Source organism: Exiguobacterium sp. s63 (assembly GCF_018617335.1).
In the GTDB taxonomy this organism is placed as follows: domain Bacteria; phylum Bacillota; class Bacilli; order Exiguobacteriales; family Exiguobacteriaceae; genus Exiguobacterium.
Map to the genome: position 1 here is coordinate 785133 of NZ_JACSKB010000001.1, position 14975 is coordinate 800107.

Sequence of the window (14975 nt, forward strand, 5' to 3'; positions counted from 1 at the left end):
AGCGTCTCTTTGTTTAGTGTGCTTTAAATGTCTGATCGAACATGATGGCGATTTCTTCTTGATGGAGCAGGAATAGTTCGAACAAGGTCGGGTCGAACGCCCCTTCCATGTCCCGCATCGCAAGAATCGCATCTTCATGAGAAAATGCCGGTTTATATGGGCGAACGGTCCGCAGTGCGTCATAGACATCGATGATGGTGACGATTCGGGCAGCGAGTGGAATCTCCTCTCCCTTCAACCCTTTAATATATCCCGTCCCATCCCAACGTTCGTGATGATAGAGCGCGATCTGATAGGCCATTTGGATAAAGTAGTTTTGAGGGAACTGTATCTGGAGATCCTTCAACACTTCACCCCCGACACGCACATGATCTTTCATGAATACCCATTCCTGGTCGGATAGCTTATTCGCCTTCAATAAGATCGAATCCGGTACAGAAATCTTCCCGATATCATGGAGCGGTGCTGCGAGTCGAATCCCTTCGATGAAGAGTGGCGTGACGTCCGGATGGTGATGTTCATAAAGAATCGTCGCAAACAACGTCGACAAATCTTGGACCCTCTCGATATGGTTCCCTGTCTCATTGTTTCGAAGTGCCGACAGACGGAGTAACGTCCGTACGAGTCCTTCTTGATAGTCAATCAATTCTTTTTCACGTTCTGCGAGCACCCGTTGCGCCTCTTCTCGTCCCGCCTCAATTCGATGACGTTCGACCGCTCCAAGAAGGGCGTTACTGAAATCAAGGAGTGCCTGTTGTTCATATTCGGTGTACGTCCGTTCCGTGACAACCGAGTCGAACCCGACAAATCCTTGGCACGTCTTCCCTTGCATCATTGGAACCGCGAGCAAGCTTTGAATCGATTGCGGCTCAAGGATTCCTCGGACGACACTATTCTCAGGTAAATCGGAGACACGGGGAATATACATCGTCTCACCTGCCACATGGGTGTTGACCCACTCGGGCAATACATCGATTGGCACGTCCTGCAGATTGTCCATCTCGGCCGTGATTCCTTCGGCGCACCATTCGAATGTGTTGTGGCAGACTTGATTCGTAAAATCGTAATCAAAGACATAGACGCGGTCGACCGCGAAATAATGTCCGAGCTCGGCTAACGACTGGTCAACCCGCTTTTTGAAATCCGCAATCTCTGTCGTTAAAAAGCGATTGAGGAGTGACGAAAGCAGGTGATGGAGCCGCTCTTGTTGTTGTAACTGTAACGTCAATGATTCATGCGAAGTTGCCATGTGCCAAACCTCCCTATTCTTCTGAAATGAAAATCAATCGTTCCATGCATGTAATTTACCCAATTTTCAGTCTTTTTATCCTACTTTATCCATTTGAAAAACCGGGTGATTGTCACCCGGTTCGTGATCACACTTGCTTCAACAGATTGGCCATCTCAATGGCGGAAGTCGCCGCTTCCCATCCTTTGTTTCCTGCCTTTGTACCCGCACGTTCAATCGCCTGTTCAATCGTCTCCGTCGTCAATACACCAAAGATGACCGGTACTTCGGACTGATAGCTCGCCTGGGCGATTCCTTTGGCCGCTTCATTACAGACGTAGTCAAAGTGCGGTGTCGCACCCCGGATGACGGCCCCAAGCGTGATGACCGCGTCATAGTTTTGACTCATCGCCATCTTTTTCGCAACGAGCGGCAGTTCGAATGCACCCGGGACGAAAGCAAGCGATACATCTTCTTCCTTCACCCCATGACGTTTCAAGGCATCTTTCGCCCCGTCAAGCAGACGCATCGTAATCAAATCGTTGAACCGTCCGACGACGATTCCAATCTTTAATCCTTCTCCAACTAAATTTCCTTCAAATGTATGTGTCATGTCCTTCATCCTCCGATATGGTTCATTTTAAGTTGTTTCGTCATCCGATACGATTCGTTCGTTTGATTGGCACCGACATGAATCGGAACACGTTCGACGACCGTGATGCCACATGCTTCGAGCGCCTCAACTTTCTCAGGGTTGTTCGTCATGAGTCGTACACGGGTCACCCCAAGGTCACGAAGCATCGCCGCGCTCACCCGATAGTCTCGAAGGTCGGGATGAAAACCGAGCGCCTCATTCGCCTCGACCGTATCCAATCCGTCTTCTTGTAATGCATAGGCTCTGAGTTTGTTCAACAGTCCAATCCCTCGTCCTTCTTGACGCATGTACAGGACAATCCCTGACTCCTGCTCGATTCTTTCTATCGCCGCATCGAGTTGTGGACCGCAGTCACAGCGATACGAGCCGAAGACGTCGCCAGTCAAACATTCGGAGTGAATGCGAACGAGCGGGACTTCTTCAAGCGTCTCTGTCACGAGCGCCACATGCTCTTGTCGGTCCAATCGATTCTCGTACCCAATCATGCGAAACGCTCCTTTCGAGGAAGGCAGGGACACGTCCGCAACGCGCGTGACGAGGTTTTCTTCCATGTATCGGACTAGCGCTTCGATGGTGATGAATGCCAACCTGTGGCGTTCTGCGACTTGGACCAAATCCGGTACGCGCGCCATCTCCCCGTCCTCTCGAATGATTTCACAGATGACCGCGACCGGTTCACTTCCGGCGAGTCGCGCCAGGTCGACGGACGCTTCCGTGTGACCTCGGCGAACAGAGACCCCTCCTTTTTTCGCAATCAACGGGAACAGATGTCCCGGGCGTTGAAAGTCGGACGGACGGGATGACGGGTTCGCCAGTTCTCGAACGGTATGAGACCGCTCACTCGCCGAGATGCCAGTCGTCGAATCGATATGGTCGACACTGACCGTAAAGGCGGTACCGTGTGGGTCCGTACTGTTCGTCACCATCGGCGCGAGGGCAAGACGTGCCGCCACTTCTTCCGCGACGGCGCTACAGACGAGCCCCTTTCCTTCCGTGATTAAAAAGTTCATCGTCTCCGGTGCCATCTTGTCTCCGAGTACGACAAAGTCTCCCTCATTCTCACGGTCCTCGTCATCCACGACGATGATGGGACGTCCTCGTCTCAATTCCTCGAGTGCCCGTTCAATTGAATCAAACATTACCATCCCGCCTTTCCGTATCCCTGTTCTGCTAAGGACTTGAGCGTCATCTTCGACTGCCCGACGACCTTTTCCATATATTTTGCTAACAGATCACATTCCAAATTGACTAAATCACCCGTCTGCTTCATCCCAAGCACGGTTTCGCTATACGTGTGCGGAATCAATGACAGCGTGAAGCCACGCGCCGATACATCGAACACGGTCAAGCTCGTCCCATCTACGGAAATCGAGCCTTTCGGTACGATGTAAGACAAGAGGTTGCTCTCGCATTGGATGTCGATATAGACGGCATTCGCAAGCGAACGTTTCTTCGTGATACGTCCGACCCCGTCGACGTGTCCAGATACGAAATGCCCACCGAACCGTCCGTTCGCCGGCATCGCCCGTTCGAGATTGACACGTGTCCCCGGCTTGACCCCATCTAAACTCGATGCCTTCAACGTTTCTGGCATGACATCGACAGAGAACGTCGTGTCATCGAACGTCGTCACGGTGAGACAGATCCCATTGACGGCAATGCTGTCCCCGAGCTTCACATCGTCGAGCACTTTCGCAGCGGATATGACGAGTCGTAAAGACGGACCGTTTCGCTTCACCGCTTTGACTGAGCCGATTTCTTCTACGATTCCCGTGAACATCAGAACGCCTCCTTACGAAGGACGACTTTTAGATCGGGGCCAATCGTTTCGACCTGATGAATTGTAAAGCGAGAAATCCCATCGATCGCCCCTTCTTGTTGTGAGCGATAGACGCCATGCTTACCGCCGAACACCCGTGGTGATTGATAGGCGACCCACTCATCAACGTAACCTCCGTCAAGAAGGGATGTGACGAGCGTCGGTCCAGCCTCGACTAACACACGCCCGATTCCATTTGCGTATAGCGTCTCAAAAACTGTACCGAGCGACGTATAATCGAATAATTCGATACCAGCGACTTGAGCTCGTTCACGTCTCTCCGTTTCGTCTGACGAAGTGAAGAGGAGCACCGGGACGTCTTCGGCGGTACGTGCGAGCGTACTGGCGAACGGTAACCTCAAGTCACGGTCGAGCACGACTCGTTTCGGCTGACGCGTCACACGGTCCAATCGAACCGTGAGTGACGGATCATCCGCGAGCACCGTGCCAATCCCGGTCAATATCGCATCGACCGTGGCACGAAGTTCATGCACATCACGACGGGCTTCTGAACTCGTCACCCATTGACTCTCCCCTGTCTCCAACGCCACTTTTCCATCGAGGCTCGTCGCCGTCTTCAAGATGACGTACGGTCTTTTCGTCTCAAGCGACCGTAAGAACGCCGGATTCAAGGCACGCGCCTCCTCCTCAAGCAACCCCACATCGACTTCAACTCCGGCCGACTGGAGACGCATGATCCCGTTCCCTGCAACGAGCGGGTTTGGGTCTTTCATGGCGACAACGACACGTTTGATGCCCGACTCTACAATCAAGTCGGCGCACGGTGGCGTCTTGCCATGATGCGAGCACGGTTCGAGCGTGACATACAGGGTCGCCCCGTATGCAGCCGCCCCAGCCATATTGATGGCGTGTACCTCGGCATGGGGTTCGCCCGCCTTAAGGTGAGCACCCATCCCAACGATGCGCCCGTCTTTGACGAGAACGGCACCGACGAGTGGATTGACGCCGGTCTGTCCATCGGCTGATTTCGCCAATTGAATGGCCTGTTCCATGTACTGTTTCATCGTTCTCCCTCCTTTTTCCGCACAAACAAAAGACCCTAAGGAGCGCTCCTTAGGGTCTTGGTGGGAGGGTTTCGTCGAATTTGAGCAAGCCAAATAAACGTTTTCTATACAGAAAAGCGTACGACGAAGCACAGGTCACACGGACCTGTTTTTTGTTCCTTCTCCCATCCAGACTATACTGTCGGCTCTAGAGTCTCACTAGATCCACCGTTCGCACACGTGCGCCCGGGTCACGGACTTAGGGCATTGGCCCATCACCGCCGGTTGGGAATTTCACCCGACCCCGAAGGAATATTTGTTTGTACGTGTTTACTGTAGCGCAATTGTTTTTATTTCGCAAAAGAAAAAACGCCACTCGTGAGAGTAGCGTCCTGGTTATGCGAGAAAGAGGACGACAAGAAGCCCGACAATCCAACAATAATATGAAAAATATTTTAATTCGCCTTTTGCCATGATGTGTTGGAACCACTTCAATGAAATGGCGGTCAGCACATACGAGGCGACGAATGCGAGAATCAACGGTCCAAATAAGTCGCGTGTCTCCGGATTCGTAAACAAGGTCGGTCCGTCCAAAATCATCGTTCCAAGACTGATTGGAATGAACAGGAAGAACGAGAAGCGAAGTGCCGACTCCTGTTTGATTCCGAGGAGCATCGCCATGACGATGGTCGCCCCAGAACGGCTGATTCCAGGAATGAGCGCCACGGCCTGCGCCAATCCGATCAAGATGGCATCGCGTAGCGTGATGCCTCCATCACCCTTGTTCCCTCGCATATTTCGGATTAACCAAAGGGCGAGTCCCGTGATGATGAGCGTATAACCGACTGTCGCCACACCCCCGAGCACTTCTCCAATCCAGTCCCCGAACAGGACACCGAGCACACCGGCTGGAACGGTCGCAACGAGTAGCAATCCGATGAACTTCACATCGATCATCGTTTCCTCAGTGCGGTCTTTTTTAAATAAGAACGTCCAAAGACTCACGATGAGACGAATCACATCTTGACGATAAATTGTCAAGACGGCGAGAAGTGAAGCAAAATTTACGAAAACTTCAAATGACAATCCCGGTAAGTCGATGTTAAATAGTTCTTGGAAGATAACCAGATGTCCACTCGACGAAATCGGAATAGGCTCTGTGAACCCTTGAATCAAACCGAGCAACGTATAAAATAACCAAACTGTCATAGTGATGATCCTCTTTTCTGTTTTTCACTCAATGCGGCTATTTTAGCAGAATCGGTCTTTCATTGACCAGCCATTAAAATTTTTTCGGCGTAATTTCATTATTTGATTGATTAGTCTGAAAATTAAATTTATTATAGAAGGGTACTCACCTGGAGCGAAGGCGATGACCCCAACTCTCCAGTTGGGTACTTTTTTATAAAAATATTACATATTTGGGTGATTAAAACTTTATGTTTACATTTATCACGAAATTCGATTTAATTTGTAATAGAACTGTTACCATTTTTTGAAATTGTCAAATGCGACTTTAGTCCTATCCAATTCTTAGGAATTGTTTAAATTTTTTCAAAATCACGTTAATAAATCCGAAAAACAATCCGATAGTATGATTGTAGGAGCATTTTTTTAATCATTGTCGGTTCAGATTTGAGTCCACGGAAGGAGGAACCATCATTGAGTCAAACGCTATCCACTAAATCCCATCACTTGTCCACCGAACAGCAAAGGATGATCCATTGCATTCGTCTTCTCGGGGACTTATTGAAAGAACGTCCACGTCGTTCTGTTTACCGTCGCTTCGCAATGGAACAGAATTGGCCATCTCCTGAATCCATTATTCGTCAGTTCGGGTCATGGGCTGAGGCACTTGCCATCGCAGGCTATGAATGGCACGGGGAATCAACCGTCGAATTGCCAGACAAAATGCCGAAGTATACACGCGAGGACATCATCGAGACGCTCGCGATTTATTCCCGAGACATGGGCTCGATTATCACCTTGAAGAAGTATCAGCAATGGCGAAAGCTCCATCCGAAGGCACCGAGCCATTACCATATCGTCAAGACGTTCGGTTCGTGGCATGATGCCTGTGCCGAAGCGGGTCTTGAGGCGAGTGTGACCTATTCAAAAACAGAGCTCTCAAATGCGCTCCGTGAAGCCATTCAGGAAATGGGCTTCTCGCTCTCATTCGAAGCTTACCGTGAATGGGCAAAACGGAACAACAAACCTTCGACAAAGGCGATCCTGCATCGCTATGGCTCCTGGTCAGCCGCCGTTCATGCGGTTGAATCTGAACTATATAATACGAACTCATAATCATTTCATACGAAAGGAGGATCCCCGTTTTGGTGGATCCTCCTTTTATCTGACTTCAGTCGATAAATCATGATAGTGGGCGACACGATCTCGCCCATTGAATTTCGCTCCGACGTACATGGCTCGGTCCGCGTGTCGCAATACCGTATCAAGGTCTTCATACTCATAAATCGTTTCAATTCCGATACTCGCCGTTACGGTGACACATGTGCCCTCCGTCCCAAAATCATGACGCTTTAGGGCGTCTCGTATCTTCTCACCGACCAGATGGGCGGCAGCCTCGTCCATTCTCGGGAAGACGAATACGAACTCCTCCCCACCATAGCGTGTCACCAAGTCCGTCGCTCGGACATTGCGGGTAAAGAGTTGACCTGCTTCAATCAATACCTCGTCCCCGAACGCATGCCCGTACGTGTCGTTAATCGATTTGAAATGATCCAAATCAATCAAGAAGACAGAGAGCGGATAGGACGCCACATCGTTCAGTCGTTCTTTCGTCCAACGGCGTAGCGCCCGCTGATTATGTAATCCCGTCAACGGATCCGTCAAGCTCTCGTGTTGCAAACGGTTGCGTTCGTCGATGCGCTCGATGGACCACGATAACGTCTTGAGTAGACGGTTCACCTCAACAGCAATCGGTGTCTCATATGCCCCGTTAGCCGTCGTCGATACCATACAGCTGACCGCCGTTTCCGCTCCCCAGACAGGTTGGATGACGAGCGCCGAATGATGTAGTTCTTGTTGTTGCTTTTGTAGCTCAGGGTGCCACTCGTGGAGCGAGTCGTAAACGAAGCAGGACTCGTCCTCATCTTGATATCGCTCAATCGTGAAGGCGTCTGGCACACTCGGGATGACCCGACCCGTCATATCGTAAAACGTGCGATCCCCTTTTCGGTTGACCTGTAACCAGCCTCGTTCTACTTCGACGATATCACGAAGCCCGTTCCAAAACTTCTCAATCAACAGCTGTTCGCTATCGACACGATAGAGCTGTTCTTTCAAACGTTCTACCTGATCGACTTTTGACTTCGTCTCTTCCGTCTCCGTCGCTTTTGACATCGACATCTTCAAGACCGAGAGAACAAAGAACGTGACGATGAGTCCAACATATCCAGATACAAGGTAGGCCTCGATGGCAATCATCGTGAACAAGAGTTCAAGTGACACGACGAGCCAATCAAAACGAATCAGGCGCCACATGATGGGAAATGGGATCCGTTCCCCGACCATAAAATAAGACAAGGCAAAACTCATCATAAGGACAAGGAACAGGGTCCCCAAAAAGGCTACCATCGCCCATCCTTGCTGCATCAAGTGCACAGGTTCGCCAATCCGTCCTCCAAGCCCGATATACGCGAGTCCAGGTAATAGAACGAGTAGACATTCAATCATCGTATTGAGCGGATAGAAGTGAAGGAATCGCCGGCGTCCCACTCTACGGTTGAAGGCACGGGCCTGAAACGTGAACAGAAGTAACTGCCCCATCAACAGGGCGGGTGCGAGTCCGTATAGGAAGAACGTGATAAAGACGAACATCTCATGAAACGTGAAGTGAAGATGTCGACGCTTGAGAGGATTCATGACAAATAGTGCGCCGAGCGTATAAATGAACCAAAACAACGGCCAGTCGAACGAGTCAAGATGATGAATGGTCATATAAGTCACACTCGTGAAGACGAACATCCACGCGAGCCAGCTTCGAGCCAGATACTTCCGAAATTGCATCGCCTTCTCCCCTTTTCTCGTTCATTTTGTTTTAGTATGCCTCGTAATACAAAAACATTCCAGCAATTGTTTGAAAGTTGAGACAATGAAATATTGAAATCATTCCCAATTCGATGTTTCGTTACTTTAGATGTCGGCAACAACTTTTATAAAGGGGGATAATCATGGATTTTTCTCTATTTCTGATTTCTTTTTTGGTCATCTATTCGCTTACCATTACACTTCTCTATTTGAGGAAACAAAAGAATACGTAAAGAGGACGGTCCCTCTCAGAAGGACCGTCCTTACCCATTATTTCGCTTTCAAATATGAAATCCCAATCGACCCAGATCCCGTATGCGCCCCGAGGAGCGGAGCGAGCGTATCGACCCGAATCGGAATCGTATCACCGAGTCGTTGTTTCCACTCTTCGGCAAGTTCAGGAACGTTCCCATGGAAAATCGAGACGTCCTGACATTCGCCTGACTCGATTGCTGCACGCAACACTTCAAATAAATGAGCTTGCGCTTTTTTATACGTCCGAACGGTTTGATACGGGACAATCAACCCGTCTTCGAATCGGAGTACCGGTTTCAACTGAAGCATATTCCCAATGAGCGCTTTCGATTTGGAGATGCGACCGCCTTTTTGCATTTGCGTCAAGTTTTGAAGCGTCAACTCGATGCGGACGTCCTCCACGCGCGCCTTCATGTAGGCTTCTACGTCTTCGAGCGCATCGCCTCGTTCGACTCGTTCAATTAATTCCTCGAACATGAGTCCCATCGTATAGATTCCTGCCCGTGAATCGAAAGCGAGCAACTTGAATTCTGCGATTTCGGCACCCTGCACAGACGCCGAGTACGTCCCACTTAGATCGGACGATAGATGAATCGCGATGCCCATGTCGTATTCATCTTTCAATTTCTCATAGAGCGTGACGAAATCTCCGATTGCCGGCTGACTCGTCGACACACGCTCCCCGGCATCAATCCATTCATAAACGGTTTTCGCATCGACTTCAATCCCGTCTTTATACGGTTGGTCCCCTTTGACGACGTAAAGCGGGACGATGTGGATGTCAGGGTGATTCACTAAAGCATCTGGAAGGACAATCGTACTGTCCGTAATATAAGCAATCTTCATGAGAAATTTCTCCCTTAAAAAGTTTTTAGTACCTGGTTATATTATTTTATCATAGGTGAAGCGTTTTCACTATTTTTTCAAAATATTCAACCTGTACCAGGTCCAATCCTATATCGGAACGGGTAAAGATACATAACGATCAAGGAGGCGAAAGAGACATGATCCAGCTCGAGAACGTCAATAAAATTTATAAAACCGGCGACGTGGAAACAGCTGCTTTGAAAGAGATCGACCTGACCATTCGTGATGGCGCATTCGTCGTCATTCTCGGACCAAGCGGGAGCGGGAAAAGTACGTTACTCAACGTCATCAGCGGACTCGACACGGTGACGAGTGGCAAAATCACGTTCGACGACATCGTGCTGACCGAATTGTCTCCCGAACGGATGACGTCGTTTCGACGCGACCATCTCGGCTTCATCTTTCAACAATACAATCTCCTTCAAAATCTGACTGTATACGAGAACATTCAAATCGGGTCCGATTTGACGAAAGACCCGCTCCCGATTGATGAATTGCTCGAACAAGTGGGACTCTCATCGGCACGCGATAAATATCCGTATCAACTATCCGGCGGTGAGCAGCAACGGGTCTCCGTCGCCCGGAGCCTCGCCAAAAATCCGGCCATCGTTTTTTGTGACGAACCGACAGGATCCCTTGATGAGGAAAACTCGAAAAAGGTGCTCGAACTGTTGGAACGCTTGAACGAGACGTACCAAAAGACCATCGTCGTCATCACACACAATAACGGAATCAGTGAGATGGCTGACGATGTCATCAAGATGAACTCCGGTCGAATCGTCGAAGTGACCCATCACGACACTCGAGTCGCGGCGCGTGACATCCGTTGGGGATAAGGGGGTGGTGACATGCTGTACAAAAATGTGTGGAAGACGCTCGGAAAGAAATGGATGCAACTCCTCGCCATCGCCATCATCATCGTCATGAGTTCTCTCACATATACGATGATGTTTTATGGAATCAGCGGAATCGAGGTCCCAACGGAAGACTACCTAAAGGAATCGAATCAGGAAGATTTCGCCATTGAAATGCTCAATCGGGTGACAGAAGAAGAATTACGCGATCCCGTTGTCGCTGCGCTCGCGGAAACAGGAACGTTCACATTAGCTGACATCAAACAAGCCGATGCGGAAATCTTCAATCGTCTGATCGAATCACGTATCGCCGCCGTCGAACAGGAAATGCCGGATGCTACGATTGAACTCCGTGACCTTAAATCCGTCACCTACACGTTCGAGGATGCCGAACATCGGGGACTGATCGTCAAAGAATCAGACACGATCAACCGCTCCTACCTCGAAGCCGGTGAGCGACCGAGCGCGAATGACGAAATCGCTTTAAACAAAAAATATGCCGAAGAGAACGGCATCGACATCGGGGACACGATCGACCTCGGTCGTCCGTTCACGGTGAGTGGGTATGTCCTCTTCCCGGACTACACGCTTCCGCTGTTCGATGACAACTTTTTCAATCTCGACCCAGGCTCTCAAACCCTCCTCTTGATGACAGATGACTCGTTTGAATCATTCACTGGACAAGAGTCGTTCAGGTTGTCCGGGGTGACTGATCAAACGGTCAAGACCGACCTTGAGCTCTCGTTTGTCGTCTCGGTCATGGAGACGGAGAACATCATTCGAAGCGGTGCCATTTATAGCGAGATTTCATCCGGAAAAGCGATGGCGCTCGGGCTCAGTCTCTTTATCGTCTCGATTGCCGTCATCATCGTCGCTATCCTGATCTCCAATATGCTTGAGGCAGAACGAGGACAAATCGGTCTGTTAAAAGCGATCGGCTATAGTCGTCGACGAATCGCCTCGCCTTACTTGGTGCTCATCTTGATTTTTGCATTTTTTATGCTCATCATCGGTTATTTCCTGGGACTTTATTTTGCGAACCCGTTGAAAGAACTCTATCTCGACTTTTATCTCTTACCGTCCATCACCATCGCCCAAAGTCCACTCGTATTTTTGACAGCCGTGTTCGCCCCGCTCTTCTTCTTTACACTCGTCGCGGGAGCTGTCATCTATAAGATCATGGGAGAAAGCGCCCTCTCCCTCTTGTCACCACGGGACAATGTGTCACTGAACCGGCTCAGTCGTCTCGTCAGTCGACTGTTGAAACGAGCGAGTGGCAAGACAAAGTTCAAATATTTATACGCCGTCAAGAACACGGGTAGCTTTTTCATTTTCTTTTTCGGTATCTTGTTCTCGACAATCCTCATCGTCTTCGCCCTCATGATGAACGGGGCCGTTGACCGAATGACGGTAGGTGGTTTGAACGAAGCAGCCTATGAATACGAAGCCTATACGGATGGTTCACCGCCAATTGAAGACGGGCAAGAGCCATTTCTCACCTATCCATTCGCATTTGTCGAAGAGAAATTAGTCACGTTGAAAGGATTAGATGTCGACAATACCTTGTTCCCGCTACGTAACGAGGATGGTGACGCATTGACACTTGAACCGGATGGTCTAATCGTATCTTCGTCACTCGCCCTCAAACTCGGACTTGAAGTTGGTCAAGACATCGATGTCGAACTGAACGAGGACACGCTGACCTATCCAATCATCGGGATTGCCGATGAATTCTCCGGGGATTTCGCCTACTTGCCTCGGGCGACATTAAGCGAACTACTCACGGACGGGGCGACAGATGAGCTGTTCAACGGCATTTATGCGACGGAACGCCCGAACGAATCGGACTATCCGACCATCCTGTCACGTCAAGGGTTGATTGAGCAGTCCGAGTCCATCAATCAATATATGAATTTCATGATGAACGTTTTGATCGGTGGAGCCTCTCTCATCGCTTTCAGCATTCTGTTCGTCTTGACGGCGCTGACGGTCGAGAAGAACTATTACGTTATCTCCTTGTTGAAAGTGATGGGTTATCAAAAACGGGAAGTTCGCTCGATGATTTTGAACAGTTATTTCATTTACGCGCTCGTTTCGGCTCTCTTGAGCATCCCGATCGCCTTGTTGACGCTGCGGGTCATCATCGTCGTATTCGCAGAAGATTACGGACTCGTCCTCCCGCTTGAATTCGAGTGGATCTATATCGTCTATACGCTCGGCGCAGTCGTTCTCCTCTTCTTCCTGAGTACGTTCATCAGTCGTCGGAAGATTGATCAAATCCCGCTTCAGGAAGTTTTAAAGACGTATCAAGAATAATTCATGCCAAAATAGGGCATAATAAGAGATAGACCAGGTCTCTCCTGAGGAGGGACCTGACTTTTGCAGAAAAGGATGATTGACATGAATCGTACACAAGTTATGCTCGCCATTCCCGGAAACTGGTCTTCCGCAGAAGGCGTCAGCGAACAAATCAGTTTACATAGCGAAGGCTACACGATGGCCGGTCTGTTATTGCTCGAAGATGAAACAGGCAAGGCGTTTACCGTGGAAGTCGTGGAACGCGACCCGGCCCTCGCCGAGGCGATGATCCACGCGAGTTCTGGTGGCTTCACACCGAAAGTGGCGAAAGGAATCGCCCGTCACACGCATGTCGTCTACTTGATTGTCGACGTCAACGATTTGACAGACGTCGCTGCTGCGCGTCGTGCCGCAAATGCCGTCTTAAATGCTGGTGGAGTTGGCGTCATGGTCGAATCGGCTGGTGTCTCCTTCTCGAAAGACGAGTGGCAAGAATCAAAAGAAGAAGACCTCGCGCTCGACTACTCGCTCCTCACGGCAATCACGGAAGAAGAGAACGCCTATATATCATGGGGGATGAAAGCGTTCGGTCATGCAGACGTGGCCGTACCGATGACCCTCGACATTGAAGATGCCATTCACATCATTCACTCGTTCAACTTCCACCTCATCTCCGGTGGCGCGATGTTCGGCGATGGCGACCATTTCGCCTTTGAAGACGGACGTGCCTTCACGGTCGAGATGGGAGAAGACGAGCGGACGACCATCGACAATTTGTTGCATAACCCGTTCGGCTTGATTTATCTTGTCCCACAAGCAGCAGAATAAGAAAATGGAGCGCCCCGCGGCGCTCCATTTTTATGTGGTCGTCAGTTTGGCGTAGATGGCGAAGAAGATGGCGAGTTCAATCATGATGATTAACGGTGACACGAGGACAATCAGATGAATCCCCAAGAAGACGAGTAGGAGCGCGACAAAAAAGACGAAATAGCCCCAGTGCAACCGACTCTCGGGGAAACGATGATTGTGAAACACGAGTGTCGTCGATAAAAAGTACACAAGTGCCGCACCGAACGTCACGATGACTTCAAAACGCTCATCCAATTCACCGAGATACATGAGTTTCATCATGCTCGCCAAGACACTGAGTGACATCCAAATGAACAGATGACCGTACAGAATGATTTGACCGGTCCCTGTCGCTTCTTTATCTACTTTCTTTTCGATGTTGTCAAAGTATTGCCACCAGATCGCGATGAGGACAATGAATGCTAAAATCGAAAAGCTGATGGACCGGATATCTCCGTCTTGCGGCTCGAGCACCGCCAAGATACTGATGATTGATTCCCCTAAGACGATGATGGTCAAAAGACCAAAGCGTTCGAGCAAATATCCTAAGTTTATGGGCGTCATGGCCAGACGTTTCCGACCCATGATCGGGATAATCAAATCAATGATGATCCCGAGATAGAGGACGACGTAGCGCAAATTTCCGTCAAAAAAGAGAGAGAATGACGAGACCACGATTCCGATCCAAAAATACGTTCCTAAAAACCGTGCCGCCGAGTCTTGAATGCGTCGATTCACCATCGTATACTGCAAGACCGTCATGATGCGCAGTCCCAAATAGCCAATCAGAAAGGAATAGTAGTAATCATCAAAATTCACGTTCAGGCTCGCCGTCATGATGAGGACGAAGATCATCTGTCCAATCACAAAGAGACGCTGGTGGACAGCGTCTTCAAAAAAGCGATTAATAAACATCGTCTGCCCCACCCATGCCCACCAAATCGGGATGAACATGAGGACGAATTTCGAGGCGTATTCGAATGGAATGACGCCATGATGTGTATGGAGTAAGACATGGGTCGCCGTCGCGATCGCGGCGACATAGACCAAGTCATAGAAAAGTTCTAACCACGTGGCGCGTTTTTCTTCCATTTCA

At 49.7% G+C, this 14975-nt stretch carries 13 protein-coding genes and 1 riboswitch; of the genes, 4 read left to right on the forward strand and 9 right to left on the reverse strand.

Annotated elements, in window-relative coordinates; genetic code table 11:
• Positions 1 to 13 precede the first annotated feature (13 nt).
• From KNO90_RS04045 to KNO90_RS04070, 6 genes are all read right to left on the reverse strand, one after another.
• A complete protein-coding gene (locus KNO90_RS04045; protein WP_215113044.1) occupies positions 14 to 1249 on the reverse strand; it encodes an HD domain-containing phosphohydrolase in 1236 nt (411 codons plus the stop codon).
• A 127-nt stretch (positions 1250 to 1376) separates the two neighbouring features.
• Positions 1377 to 1841 (reverse strand): 6,7-dimethyl-8-ribityllumazine synthase, encoded by a 465-nt coding sequence (ribH, locus tag KNO90_RS04050; RefSeq protein ID WP_214741849.1) that lies wholly within the window; start codon positions 1839 to 1841, stop codon positions 1377 to 1379.
• Positions 1842 to 1846: 5 nt separating this feature from the next.
• On the reverse strand, positions 1847 to 3022 hold the full coding sequence (gene ribA / locus KNO90_RS04055; protein ID WP_215113045.1) for a GTP cyclohydrolase II: 1176 nt from the start codon (positions 3020 to 3022) through the stop codon (positions 1847 to 1849).
• Entirely contained in the window at positions 3022 to 3663 is a 642-nt protein-coding gene (gene ribE / locus KNO90_RS04060) for a riboflavin synthase (RefSeq protein ID WP_214741852.1), read from the reverse strand. Before ribE ends, ribA begins: the two co-directional genes overlap by 1 nt.
• Positions 3663 to 4727, reverse strand: a complete 1065-nt coding sequence (gene ribD / locus KNO90_RS04065) for a bifunctional diaminohydroxyphosphoribosylaminopyrimidine deaminase/5-amino-6-(5-phosphoribosylamino)uracil reductase RibD (RefSeq protein WP_215113046.1) — start codon at positions 4725 to 4727, stop codon at positions 3663 to 3665. Before ribD ends, ribE begins: the two co-directional genes overlap by 1 nt.
• Positions 4728 to 4879: 152 nt before the next feature.
• Positions 4880 to 5022: riboswitch (FMN riboswitch) on the reverse strand.
• 80 nt (positions 5023 to 5102) lie between these two features.
• Positions 5103 to 5915, reverse strand: coding sequence for an undecaprenyl-diphosphate phosphatase (locus tag KNO90_RS04070; protein WP_215113047.1), 813 nt, complete (start codon positions 5913 to 5915; stop codon positions 5103 to 5105).
• A gap of 453 nt (positions 5916 to 6368) precedes the next feature.
• On the opposite strand from KNO90_RS04070, the gene KNO90_RS04075 reads away from it, so the two are divergent.
• Positions 6369 to 7010, forward strand: coding sequence for a homing endonuclease associated repeat-containing protein (locus tag KNO90_RS04075; protein WP_012727053.1), 642 nt, complete (start codon positions 6369 to 6371; stop codon positions 7008 to 7010).
• Positions 7011 to 7055: 45 nt separating this feature from the next.
• On the opposite strand, the gene KNO90_RS04080 is transcribed toward KNO90_RS04075, so the two are convergent.
• Together KNO90_RS04080 and KNO90_RS04085 are read right to left on the reverse strand one after the other, a co-directional pair.
• Complete coding sequence (locus KNO90_RS04080; RefSeq protein WP_214741858.1) at positions 7056 to 8735, reverse strand: sensor domain-containing diguanylate cyclase; 1680 nt, start codon at positions 8733 to 8735, stop codon at positions 7056 to 7058.
• 291 nt (positions 8736 to 9026) lie between these two features.
• Entirely contained in the window at positions 9027 to 9857 is an 831-nt protein-coding gene (locus tag KNO90_RS04085) for a DegV family protein (RefSeq protein WP_214741860.1), read from the reverse strand.
• Positions 9858 to 10015: 158 nt separating this feature from the next.
• Between KNO90_RS04085 and KNO90_RS04090 the strand changes: the two genes are divergently transcribed.
• The 3 genes from KNO90_RS04090 (at position 10016) to KNO90_RS04100 (ending at position 13858) form a co-directional block, all read left to right on the forward strand.
• The gene (locus tag KNO90_RS04090) at positions 10016 to 10714 is read left to right on the forward strand and encodes an ABC transporter ATP-binding protein (protein ID WP_214741862.1); all 699 of its coding nucleotides are present in this window, start codon (positions 10016 to 10018) and stop codon (positions 10712 to 10714) included.
• Positions 10715 to 10726: 12 nt separating this feature from the next.
• Positions 10727 to 13048 (forward strand): ABC transporter permease, encoded by a 2322-nt coding sequence (locus KNO90_RS04095; protein ID WP_215113048.1) that lies wholly within the window; start codon positions 10727 to 10729, stop codon positions 13046 to 13048.
• 84 nt (positions 13049 to 13132) lie between these two features.
• Entirely contained in the window at positions 13133 to 13858 is a 726-nt protein-coding gene (locus KNO90_RS04100; protein WP_215113049.1) for a DUF4261 domain-containing protein, read from the forward strand.
• A gap of 30 nt (positions 13859 to 13888) precedes the next feature.
• Here KNO90_RS04100 and KNO90_RS04105 read toward each other — a convergent pair whose 3' ends face one another.
• Complete coding sequence (locus KNO90_RS04105; protein ID WP_215113050.1) at positions 13889 to 14971, reverse strand: low temperature requirement protein A; 1083 nt, start codon at positions 14969 to 14971, stop codon at positions 13889 to 13891.
• Positions 14972 to 14975 lie beyond the last annotated feature (4 nt).